The sequence below is a fragment of the uncultured Reyranella sp. genome, from assembly GCF_945957355.1.
GTDB lineage: Bacteria > Pseudomonadota > Alphaproteobacteria > Reyranellales > Reyranellaceae > Reyranella.
On record NZ_CAMFKM010000024.1, the window covers coordinates 1 to 11,855 of the forward strand.

The following is an 11,855-nucleotide window of genomic DNA, read 5'->3' on the forward strand; positions in this document are numbered from 1 at the left end:
AGCTTGTCGACGAAACCGCGCATCGGCTGGCGCGTGGTGTGGAACACGCCGATCATGCGGCAGTCCCAGGTGGCCATCACCGGCTTCGTGCGGCCCTCGATGGCGCCTTCCATGACGTTGAACAGGTCGTCGGCGCGGTCCGACACGTCGACATGCGGGTATTCCTTGAAGAGGACCAGCGCGGTGGCGTCGCGCATCGTGCCTTCGCCGATGTTGCAGTGGAGGTCGAGCTCGACGCCCACGGGAACGTCCGGCCCGACCACCTTGCGCACATGCGCGAGCAGGTCGCTTTCGCAGTCGTCATAGCCCTCGGCCACCATGGCGCCGTGCATCGACAGGAACACCGCATCGACCGGCATGGCGGCCTTGAGGTCCGCGATGATCTCGTCGCGGAACGCCTCGTAGACCTTCTTCACCGTCTTGCCGGCCGGCTGCGCGAACGCGCAGAGGCTCTCGACCACCTGCCAGCCCTTGGCCTCGGAGCGCTTGCGCCAGACGTCGAGCGGCGCGCCGAACATCGGGACCTTGTCGCCGTAGCTGCCCTTGCGGAACAGGCAGGTCTCCTCGAACAGGCCGAGTCCGGTCGGGATCGAGGCAAAGGTATTGGTCTCGGTGCCGAGGCACGCGGTGAAGATCTTTTTCATCTCGAATTCCGAAACTCTCTGAGGGGGAGGGACGACAGGGCGGCAACTCTACCGGCGTGCCCGACGAGGGCCAAGCTTATGTGCAGTCACGCAGCGCGCGGTCCATCAGCGCCGTCTCGCTGGAGCCTAGGTCGGCGCTGCCGAACTGGGCGAAGGGCATGCCCCCCAGCCGCGTCCCGGCATAGAGCGCGGCGAAGGGCGAGCCGGCTTCGACCAGCGCCGCCACGGCGGCGATCTTGGCCAGGCCCTCGCACAGGAAGCGCGCGCGGCGCTCGGCGGTGCCGGACTTCAACGTCTGCTCCAGGGCCTGGGCCAGCGGGCCGGTCTTGAAGGCCTGGTCGGCGGTGCGCACGAGACGCGAGAGCGTATCGGTCGCCGCCTCGGGATGGCGGCCGGCGGCGCGCAGCACGTCGAGCGCCATGACGTTGCCCGAGCCCTCCCAGATCGCATTCAGCGGCGATTCGCGGAAGTAGCGCGCCATCGGCAGGTCCTCGGTGTACCCGTTGCCGCCCAGGCACTCGAGCGATTCATAGACGAGCTGCGGCGTGCTCTTGCAGACCAGGAACTTCACGGCGGGGGTCAGCAGCCGCGCATAGGCCGCCTCCCGCGGATCGTGGGCGGCATGCTCGGCGGCGCGGATCAGGCGGAACACCAGCGCCACCTGCGCCTCGAGCTCCAGCGCCATGTCGGCCGCGACCGCGCGCATGGCGGGCTGGTCGGCCAGCCGTCGCTGAAAGACCGAGCGGTTGCGGATGTGGTGGATCGCCTGGCTGAGCGCGATGCGCGACTGGCCGGCCGAGGCGATGGCGCAATCGAGGCGCGTCAGGTTCACCATCTCGATGATGGTGCGCACGCCCGCGCCTTCGGCCCCCACGCGCTCGGCCCAGGCGCCGTGGAACTCGACCTCGGAGGAGGCATTCGACTTGTTGCCGAGCTTGTCCTTCAGCCGCTGGAAGCGGATCGCATTCTGCGAACCGTCGGGCCGGTAGCGCGGCATCAGGTAGCAGGTGAGGCCGTCTTTTGCCTGCGCCAGCACCAGGAAGGCATCGCACATCGGCGCCGACATGAACCATTTGTGGCCGGTGATCTCGACATGGTCGCCGCGCGCCGTCGCGCTCGTGATGTTGGCGCGCACGTCGGTACCGCCCTGACGCTCGGTCATGCCCATGCCCAGGGTCACGCCGTTCTTCTCCCACCAGGGCAGCGGCCGTGGATCGTAGGTGCGGGTCTGGATCTTCGGCAGCCACTTCGCCAGCAGCGCCGGCTCGGCGCGCAGCGCGCCGACGCAGGCGTGCGTCATGGTGATGGGGCACATGTGGCCGCTCTCGGCCTGGGTCGCGAGATAGAGGCGCACCGCGCGCGCCGCCATCGGGGCCGGCCTGTCGCTGCCATCGTGCGCCGAGGCGTGGATGCCGTGGCCGATGCTCTTCTGCATCAGTGCGTGATAGGCGGGATGGAATTCCACCAGGTCGAGCCGGTTGCCCTTGCCGTCCATGGTGCGCAGTTTGGGCGGGTTCTCGTTGGCCAGGCGCCCGAGATCGAGCGTCCCGGCCGCGCCGTAATCCCGGCCACAGGCCGCCAGCGCCGCGAGGTCGAGCCCCGCCCGCCCTGCCGCCTCGGCGAGCGGCCGGTCGGCCGAGAACAGGTCGACGTCGCCGAAGGCGGGCGACTGGTTGAACGAAGCGTCTTCGAGGAAGCCGGAAGCCATGAGGCCAGTCTGAACCTGCTATCCGGCGGACGGCAAGCGGCGAGCGGCCGTCTGTGCTATGTGCCCGGCATGCAGCTCGATTCCCTTACCGCCGTCAGTGCCGTCGACGGCCGCTATCGCACGACCTCCGAGGCGCTGGCCGGCTATTTCAGCGAATACGCACTCATGAAAATGCGTGTCCTCGTGGAGTGCGAGTATCTCGCCGCCCTCTCGGAGACCCCGGGCGTCGGCATGCGCCCGCTCACGGCCGCCGAAAAGGCGCTGCTGAAGGCCCTGTCCGACATCTCGGTCGAGGATGCACGGATCATCCGCAAGTTCGAGCGCGAGGGCCACGCCGGCACCCCCGCGACCAACCACGACGTGAAGGCGGTCGAATACTTCATCAAGCTGAAGCTGAAGGATTCGAGCCTCGTCGACGTGCTGGAGTGGGTGCATTTCGCGCTGACGTCGGAGGACGTGAACAGCACGGCCCATGCACTCTGCCTGCGCGGCGCGGTGGAGGCGGTGATGCTGCCGTCGCTTGCCAAGGTCGCGAAGGAGATCGAGGGGCTTGCCCGCCGGCACGCCGATACCGCCATGCTGGCGCGAACGCACGGCCAGAGCGCCACGCCCACGACCTTCGGCAAGGAGATGAACGTCTTCGCGACGCGTCTTGCCCGCCAGGTCGCCCATCTCCGCAGCAATCCCGTGCTGGTGAAGTTTGGCGGGCCGTCGGCCAACTACAACGCCCAGATGGTGGCATTGCCGCAGGTCGACTGGCTGGCCTTCGCCCACACCTTCGTCGAGCGCCTGAACGCGCCGGGTGAGGCTGGCGCACACCCGGTGCGTCTCGTGCTGAACGAGGTGACGACCCAGATCGAGCCGCACGACACGTTCGCGGAGATGTTCGACACGCTGCGCCGCATCGACACCATCCTGATCGACCTGTCGCAGGACATGTGGCGCTACATCTCCGACGGCTGGGTGACGCAGAAGCCGAAGGAGGGCGAGATCGGCTCGTCGGCGATGCCGCACAAGGTGAACCCGATCGACTTCGAGAACGCCGAGGGGAATTTCGGCGTCGCCAGCGCGCTGTTCGAGCATCTCTCGCGCAAGCTGCCGATCTCGCGCCTGCAGCGCGACCTTTCGGATTCGACGGTCGCCCGCACCTTCGGCACTGCCTTCGCCCATGCGCTGATCGGCTACGGCGCCCTGCTGCGCGGCTTCGGCAAGGTGAGCGTGAACGAGGCGGCCCTCACCGAGGCGCTGATGGCGCATCCGGAAGTGCTGGCCGAGGCGATCCAGACGATGCTGCGCGTCGCCGGGGTCGAGATGCCGTATGAGAAGCTGAAGGCGCTGACACGGGGCCGGCAGGTGACGCTGGCCGATTTCGCCACCTTCATCGACGGTCTCGACGTCGAGGCCGAACTCAAGGCGCGGCTGCGGGCACTGCGGCCGGAAACCTACACCGGCCTCGCCGGACTGCTGGCGAAGAAATAGGTCGCTTCGCTCCTCTCCCCTTCCCGGAGGAGAGGAGCGACAAGGATCAGGCGGCGAACTTGCCGAATTCCCAGTTGCGGCCGGGGGCGGCGGCGAACAGGGCCTTGGTGTAATCGGCCTTGGGCGAACCGAAGACCTGTTCGGCCGAGCCGTATTCGACGACGCGGCCCTTGCTCATCACCGCGACGTAGTCGCAGATCTGCGCGGCGACGCGCAGGTCGTGGGTGATGAAGAGCACGGCCAGGTTCAGGCGGACGCGGATCTCGTCCAGCAGTTCCAGCACCTGCTTCTGCACCGACACGTCGAGCGCCGACACGGCTTCGTCGGCGATGAGCAACTCGGGCTCCATGGCGAGCGCGCGCGCGATACAGATGCGCTGGCGCTGGCCGCCCGAGAACTGGTGCGGGAAGCGGTCGAGCGCATTGGGATCGAGCCGCACCGTCTCCATCAGCTTGCGCGCGCGGGCCATCGCCTCCTCGCGCCCGATGCCGAAGTTCATCGGCCCCTCGATGATGAAGTCGCCCACGGTGATACGCGGGTTCATCGAGCGGTAGGGATCCTGGAAGACGATCTGGACGCGGCGGCGATGCGGGCGCAGCTTGCTGGCCGACATGGTCGCGATCTCGGTGTCGCCGATATAGATCTTGCCCTCGGTCGGATCGATCAGGCGGGCGATGCAGCGCGCCACGGTCGACTTGCCGGAACCCGATTCGCCCACGATGCCGAGAGTCTCGCCACGGCGGATGTCGAGGTCGACGTCCACGGCGGCCTTCACGACCCTCGCCTTCTGGAAGAAGGCGTTGCTCGTATAGAGCTTGCCGAGCTTCTCGGTGCGCAGGATGGTCTTGCCGTCGCGCCGCACGCCGCGATGGACGGGCGTGATCGACGGCACGGAGGAGATCAGCATCTTGGTGTAGTTCTGAACCGGCCGGGACAGGATCTGCTCGGTCGGGCCCATCTCCACCAGCTCGCCCCAGCGCAGCACCGCGACGCGATGGGCGATCTCGGCCACGACGCCGAAATCGTGGGTGATGAACAGCACGCCCGTGCCCTGGCCGGCCTGCAGCTCGGCGACAAGCTTCAGGATTTCGGCCTGGGTGGTCACGTCGAGGGCGGTGGTCGGCTCGTCGGCGATCAGCAGCACCGGATCGAGCACCAGCGCCATGGCGATCATGATGCGCTGGCGCTGGCCGCCCGAAAGCTGGTGCGGGAAGGAGGCATAGATGCGCTCCGGCTCCGGCAGCTTCACGCGGTCCAGGATGGCGATGATCTTCGCCTTGCGCGTTGCCGCGTCGAGACTGGTGTGGGTATTCAGCACCTCGTCGATCTGGTCGCCGCAGGTCATGACGGGATTCAGTGCCGTCATCGGCTCCTGGAAGATCATCGACATGCGCGTGCAGCGCAGCTCGCGCAGCCGGCTTTCAGTCGCGGTCAGGATGTTCTCGCCCTCGAGCAGGATCTCGCCCGAGGTCGGCTTCAGCGCCTTGGCCAGCAGACCCATGACGGTGAAGGCGATCACCGACTTGCCCGAACCGGATTCGCCGACGAGGCAGACGATCTCACCGGGATTGACGGTGAAGCTCACCTTCTCGACGGCATGGACCCGGTCGCCGCCCTTGGGCAGGGCGACGCTCAGGTTGCGGACTTCGAGGACGGGTTTCTTGGTTTCGGTCGACATCAGACTTTCTTGCTCATCTTCGGATCGAGCGTGTCGCGCAGACCGTCGCCCATGATGTTGATGGCCAGCACCGTCAAGGCAAGGAAGATGCCGGGATAGAGGATGTTGTGCGGGAACACGCGGAACAGCGTGCGGCCCTCGGCCATGATGTTGCCCCAGCTCGGGATCTCCGGCGGGATGCCGATGCCCAGGAAGGACAGTGCGGCCTCGGTCAGGATCGCGGCGGCGGCGAGGAAGGTGCCCTGCACGATCAGCGGCGCCACGGTGTTGGGCAGGATGTGGCGGAACATCAGGACCCAGGTCGGCGTGCCGACCGAGATCGCGCCCTCGACGTACGGCTCCTCGCGGACCGTCAGCACGATCGAGCGGACGAGTCGCACGACACGGGGCACGTCGGGCACCACGATGGCGAAGACCACGGTGATCAAGCCGGCGCGCCAGATCGAGACGAGGGCGATCGCGAGCAATATGCCCGGAATCGCCATCAACCCATCCATGACGCGCATGATGATCCCGTCAGCCCACCTGATGTAGCCGGACACCAGGCCGATCACCATGCCGATGATGACGGCGATGATCGAGACGGCGACGCCCACGGAAAGCGAAACGCGCGCGCCGTAGAGGACGCGGCTGTAGACGTCGCGACCCAGGCTGTCGGTCCCCATGATGGCAACGCGCTTGGCCGTCGTCCCGTCGTCGAGGCGATAGGTAATCTCGGTGCCAGGCTTCTTGTTGCGGGCCGCCGGATCGATCCGGGTCGGATCGACCGTGCCGAGGAACGGCGCCAGGATGGCGATCAGCAGCATGGCGAGCAGGATGAGGCCGCCGACGATCACGTTGGGGTTGCGGAGAGCAACGAGCCAGAGGCTCTTGCGCTTGGTCGACGCCGCCGCGATGGAGGCGGAGTCGACGACTTCTTCAGTGATCGCGCTCAATACCGGATCCTCGGGTCGAACAGGGTGTAGCTGATGTCGATGAGCAGGTTGATCACGACATAGACGACGGAGAAGAGAAGAATGACGGTCTGGATGGTCGGGAAGTCGCGGCTCAGCACCGCTTCTACGGTCAGACGGCCGAGACCCGGCAGGCCGAAGACGCTTTCCGTCACCACCGCGCCGCCGATCAGGATGGCGATGCCGAGGCCGATCACGGTGAGGATCGGCACCGCGGCATTGCGCAACGCATGGCGCATCAGCACCACGCGGTTGGACAGTCCCTTGGCGCGGGCGGTGCGGATGTAGTCCTCGTTCAGCACTTCGAGCACCGAGGCGCGCGTGATGCGCGAGATCAGGGCGATGAAGCCGACCGACAGGGTGAGCGACGGCAGCACCATGCGTTCGAGGAACTGCCAGAAATTGACCCCGATGCGGACATAGCCCTGCACCGGCAGCCAGCCCAGTTCGATGGCGAAGACGTAGATCAGGCAGTAGCCGATCACGAAGCCCGGCACCGAGAAGCCGAGCACGGAAAAGCCCATTACGGCGCGGTCGAGCAGGGAGCCCTGGCGGTAGGCGGCCATGACGCCGATCGGCACCGAAACGGTGACGGCGAAGAGCAGGGTGCAGATCGCGAGAGCAAGCGTCGGCTCGACGCGCTGCGCGATCAGCTCCGCGACGGTCTTCTTGAAGAAGAAGCTCTCGCCGAAATTGCCCTGCAGGACATTGCCGATCCAGATGGCGAACTGCGTCCAGATCGGCTCGTCGAGGCCGAGCTTGGTGCGGATGTCGGCAATCTGGTCCGAAGTGGCGTTGTCGCCGGCGATGACCGCGGCGGGATCGCCCGGCGTCAATCGCAGCATGAGAAAGACGAAGATGGCCACCACCGCGAGCACCGGGATGATGGCTATGAGACGACGGGCAATAAAGTCGAGCATTTTCCCTCTACGTGTCACCTGGGCGGAGCGAAAGGTCCTTCGCTCCGCCCAGGATGACAACAGGACCGCCGGATGGCGGCCCCGCTGTCACTTCTTCTCGATGTTCCACATCACCGGCACCGGCGCCTTCAGCCAGCCCGAGATGTTGGAGCGCATGGCGCCCGGCCCGTACCACTGGCCGATCCAGCCATACTGCGCCGTTTGCAAGGCCCGGGCCTGAACGGCCGCGGCGAGCGCCTTATTCTTCACCGGATCGGTTTCCTTCGCGTAGGCGTCGCGCAGCTTTTCCATCTCCGGATCGTTCGGCCAGCCGAACCATGCCTTGTCACCGTTCGCGACCATGTAGGAAGTCGAGATCGGGTTCAGGATGTCCGCCGCCACCGAGAATGTGTGGAAGATGTTCCAGCCGCCTTGACTCACGGGACCCTTGTTGGTTCGACGCGTGACGACGGTTTGCCAGTCCATCGACTGCATGTCGACCTTGAAGCCGCCCTGTTCGAGCAGCGCCTTTGTCACAGGGGCGGTGTTGGTGAGCACCGGCAGGGTCGTCGACTGCAGCAGCACGATCGGCGTGCCGTCGTAGCCCGCTTCCTTGAGCAGCGCCTTCGACTTCTCGAAGTTCGGCTTCACGAACAGGTCGCCCGGCGCATTGACGGCGTTGGGCGTGCCGCAGATGAAGGCGGCCGTGCAGACCTTGTAGAACTCGGGCTCGCCGACGGTCGCCTTGAGATAGTCCTCCTGGCGGATGCTCAGCAGCGCGGCCTCGCGGATCTTCGGATTGTTGAACGGCGGCTGCAGCCAGTTCATGCGGAAGATGAACTGGTGACCGAGCGGGTTCCAGTTGAAGAGCGTGACGCCCTTTTCCTTCTTGAGGACGGGGATCAGATCGTGCGGCGGCTGTTCGATGACGTCGATCTCGCCCGCGGCGATCGCATTCACCTGCTGCTGGGGATCGGGCATCTCGATGATCTCGACCCGATCGACCTTGACCACCTTGCCGCCGGCGAGGCCCGAGGGCGGCTCGGCGCGCGGCTTGTACTTGGTGTTCTTGGCGTAGACGTGCTTCTCGCCGGGCTTGGACTCGGCGTTCACGTAGATGAACGGGCCCGAGCCGATCTGGCTGTCGATCTGCTTGAAGGGGTCGGTGTCGGCGACCCGCTTCGGCATCATGAACGGAACCTGCGACGACGGCTTGCCGAGCGAATCGAGGACGAGTCCGTACGGCTCCTTGAGCACCATCTGGAAGGTCTTGGGACTGACCTCCTTGAACTCCTTCACGAAGTCCATGAGCTTCTGGCCCATCGCGTCGCGGGCGCCCCAGCGCTTGATCGAGGCGATGCAGTCCTCGGACGTCACCGGCTTGCCGTCGTGCCACTCGAGGCCGTCGCGCAGGGTGAAGGTCCAGACCGTCTTGTCGGCGGAGACCTCGTACTTGTCGACCATCTGCGGCTTGACGGCGTTGTTCTCGTCGGCCGCAAACAGCGTGTCATAGATGAAGTAGCCGTGGTTGCGGGTAACATAGGCCGTCGTCCAGATCGGATCGAGGATGGTCAGGTTGCCGTTCTGCACGAACTTGACGACCTTGCCCTGGGCCAATACCGGCCCCGCGCTCGACAGGATCGCTCCGGCAACCATCGCCGCGAGCGTACGCTTCATCACTTTTTTCATCAGCCCCCTCCGGGTTTCTTCCCCATCGAAGAAGGCAGGGACCGCCTGCCTTCGTCGATGGGCGCGCGGGGCAGGGCCCCGCGCGCGGATCGGGCTACTTCTTGGAGACGTTCCAGAACACCGGCGCCGGGGCGATCAGGTTGCCCTCGATGTTGTTGCGGCGCGCCAGCGGCGCGTACCACTGGCCGACGTTGATGTGGGTCGGATGATCGACCCAGTACTTCTGGAGATCCTCGACGATCTGCTTCTGCTTCGCCGGATCGGTCTCCTTGGCGAACTGGTCGCGGAACTTCTCGATCGTCGCGTCGCACGGCCAGCCGAACATGGCCTTGTCGCACGAGGCGTTGAAGAAGCCGGCCATCACCGGATTGAGGATGTCGGCCGCCACCCACGAGGTGAGGAAGGCGTGCCAGCCGCCCTGGCTCGGCGGGTCCTTCTTGACGCGGCGCGCGACCAGCGTCTGCCAGTCCATCGACACCATGTCGACCTTGAAGCCGGCGCGCTCCATCTGCGCCTTGGCGACCGGGGCGAGGTTGGTGAGGACCTGCAGGTCGGTCGAGTGCATCAGCACGATCGGCGTGCCGTCATAGCCGGCCTCGGTGAGGAGCTGCTTGGCCTTGGCGGCGTTGCCGTTCAGCACGTCGGCCATGCCGGCGTCGGTCGCCAGCGGCGTGCCGCACACGAACGGCGCCTTGCAGACCTTGTACCACTGCGGATCGCCGATCGTGGCCTTGAGGAAGTCCTCCTGGGCGAAAGCCACGAACACGGCGTGGCGGACCTTCGCATTGTCGAAGGGCTTGGCCGTGCTGTTGAAGCGGAAGGTGTACTGGTTGCCGGTCGGGTTGCCGTTCAGCAGGTTGATGTTCTTGTCCTTGGCGAGCAACGGCAGCAGGTCGTGACCCGGCGCCTCGATCATGTCGATCTCGCCGCTCTGCAGGGCTCCGATCTGGGTTTGCGCGTCCGGCATCGCGATCCACTCGACGCGGTCGACCTTGACGACCTTGCCGCCGGAAAGGCCCGAGGGCGGCTCGGCGCGTGGCTTGTACTTGGTGTTCTTGACGTAGACGATCTTCTCGCCGGGCTTCCATTCATCGGCCTTGAAGATGAACGGGCCCGAACCGATGACGTCCTCGACCTTGATCTGCTGCATCGGGTCGGTTTCGGCCGTCTTCTTCGGCATCATGAACGGCACGTTCGACGACGGCTTGCCGAGCGACTGGAGCACCAGGCCGTACGGCTCCTTCATCTTCAGCTTGAAGGTCTTGGCGTCGACGACCTCGAGCCCTTCGGCCGACGCCATCAGCTTCTGACCCATCGAATCGCGCGCGGCCCAGCGCTTGATCGAGGCGACACAGTCCTCGGCGGTGACCGGCGTGCCGTTATGCCATTCGAGACCGTCGCGCAGCGTGAAGGTCCAGGTCAGCTTGTCGGCGGACACGTCGTACTTGTCGACCATCTGCGGCTTGACGTCGAACTTCTCGTCCATGGCGAACAGCGTGTCCCACACCATGTAGCCGTGGTTGCGCTGGATGTAGGCCGTGGTCCAGATCGGATCGAGGATCTTCACGTCCGAATGCATCACGACCTTGAGCGTCTGCGCCTGCACCGGGGCAGTGGCCATGAAGCCGCTGACACTCGCCGCAGCGATGACGGCCAACGCCGACTTCCTGAATGAAAACATGATTTTTTAGCTCCCTGTCTCGCGGCCAATTCTTGCCCTCGCACACGCTTGCAAGAATCGAGCCGCCCCACCGGACAGTAGCAACCGGGAACCCCCCTCTGACAAGCCGATTCAGGAGCCGCGCAGAAGGTCAGCGGGGCTTGTTGATCGCCTGTTCGAGCAGCTGGAGCACGCCTTCGGAGGCAGCGGAGGCGACGATGTCGCCGAATCCCGCCCACGATCCTTTCGCCGCGGCGAGCGGCACCGGATTGGACTGCTCGATGTCGCCGACATTCTTGCCGGCCGGATCCTTCACGACCCATTTGACGACGAGCCGCGCCATGCGGTCGTCGATCGGGGTCATGTTCACCGTGCCGACCACGGTAAAGGTACCCTCTTCTGCCTGGTCGACGATCACCAGCTTGCTCGATCCCAGCGCACGGCGCATGCCCGACGTCAGCTGGCGGTTGCCGTCAGATGGCGCCCCGGTGACCGGTGCCACCAGCACCTTGACCTGCGGTTCGGCGGGCTTGGCGGCAACCGGTGTCGGGGTCGTCGTGCTCGTCGGCACGGCGCCGTCCGGCGGCGGCGGTGCGGCCGGATCGGCCGGGTATTCGTAGGGAATGGTGACGCCGGCCGCGACCTGTCCCGGAGCCTTCGGAATGAAGTTGGGCGGCTTGCCGATCAGGGTCGCGACCCGGGGCGCGGCCTGCTGGGCGATGCGCGAGATCAGGCGCTCGGCCTGCTCGGCATAGTCCTCGGGCGGGGCCCGCGTCTTCACGGTCGTCGGTTCGTCGGTGCGGGGCTTGCCGCGGATGCGCCAGTCGACCTGGATCTCGATCGACATGCCGGCGTCGCGGGTGCTCATCACGCCGTCGACCTGGATCGGCGCCTCGGCAGGGGCCACGGCAGCCACGATGCCGTAGGACTGGAGTTCGATGGCGAGGGCGGCCGCGACACGTTCACCCATTTCCGGCGGCATGTTGCGCGGCGGGCTGATCGCGACCTCGGCCTTGTCGCGGATCTGGCGTCCGTAGGAAACCCGGGACGAATCGTGCTCGAACGGCCTCGGGGCTCCGCCGCACGCCGCGAGGGCGAGCAGGCAGAGCAGCGTCACAACATGGCGCATGTCGCGATGACCCCGA

At 66.1% G+C, this 11,855-nt stretch carries 9 protein-coding genes; 1 reads left to right on the plus strand and 8 read right to left on the minus strand.

The features are described from left to right. The coding region (locus tag Q0Q48_RS25475; protein ID WP_295144504.1) for a M81 family metallopeptidase at positions 1-644 on the minus strand (644 nt) is incomplete at its 3' end. A 76-nt stretch (positions 645-720) separates the two neighbouring features. Continuing rightward, positions 721-2,352, minus strand: a complete 1,632-nt coding sequence (locus Q0Q48_RS25480) for an acyl-CoA dehydrogenase family protein (RefSeq protein ID WP_295144507.1) — start codon at positions 2,350-2,352, stop codon at positions 721-723. A 69-nt stretch (positions 2,353-2,421) separates the two neighbouring features. On the opposite strand from Q0Q48_RS25480, the gene purB reads away from it, so the two are divergent. Continuing rightward, positions 2,422-3,831, plus strand: coding sequence for an adenylosuccinate lyase (gene purB / locus Q0Q48_RS25485; protein ID WP_295144510.1), 1,410 nt, complete (start codon positions 2,422-2,424; stop codon positions 3,829-3,831). A gap of 46 nt (positions 3,832-3,877) precedes the next feature. Here purB and Q0Q48_RS25490 read toward each other — a convergent pair whose 3' ends face one another. The 6 genes from Q0Q48_RS25490 to Q0Q48_RS25515 all read right to left on the minus strand — a co-directional run bounded on the left by Q0Q48_RS25490 (position 3,878) and on the right by Q0Q48_RS25515 (position 11,839). Further along, positions 3,878-5,509 (minus strand): ABC transporter ATP-binding protein, encoded by a 1,632-nt coding sequence (locus Q0Q48_RS25490; protein WP_295144513.1) that lies wholly within the window; start codon positions 5,507-5,509, stop codon positions 3,878-3,880. Next, positions 5,509-6,444: an ABC transporter permease gene (locus tag Q0Q48_RS25495; protein ID WP_295144516.1), complete on the minus strand. Its 936-nt coding sequence runs from the start codon at positions 6,442-6,444 to the stop codon at positions 5,509-5,511. Before Q0Q48_RS25495 ends, Q0Q48_RS25490 begins: the two co-directional genes overlap by 1 nt. Next, positions 6,441-7,382 (minus strand): ABC transporter permease, encoded by a 942-nt coding sequence (locus Q0Q48_RS25500; protein ID WP_295144518.1) that lies wholly within the window; start codon positions 7,380-7,382, stop codon positions 6,441-6,443. Before Q0Q48_RS25500 ends, Q0Q48_RS25495 begins: the two co-directional genes overlap by 4 nt. Before the next feature lie 87 nt (positions 7,383-7,469). Continuing rightward, positions 7,470-9,050, minus strand: coding sequence for an ABC transporter substrate-binding protein (locus Q0Q48_RS25505; protein WP_295144521.1), 1,581 nt, complete (start codon positions 9,048-9,050; stop codon positions 7,470-7,472). Between the two features lie 94 nt (positions 9,051-9,144). Beyond that, complete coding sequence (locus Q0Q48_RS25510; RefSeq protein ID WP_295144524.1) at positions 9,145-10,731, minus strand: ABC transporter substrate-binding protein; 1,587 nt, start codon at positions 10,729-10,731, stop codon at positions 9,145-9,147. A gap of 130 nt (positions 10,732-10,861) precedes the next feature. Continuing rightward, positions 10,862-11,839, minus strand: coding sequence for a hypothetical protein (locus Q0Q48_RS25515; RefSeq protein ID WP_295144527.1), 978 nt, complete (start codon positions 11,837-11,839; stop codon positions 10,862-10,864). Between the last annotated feature and the right edge of the window lie 16 nt (positions 11,840-11,855).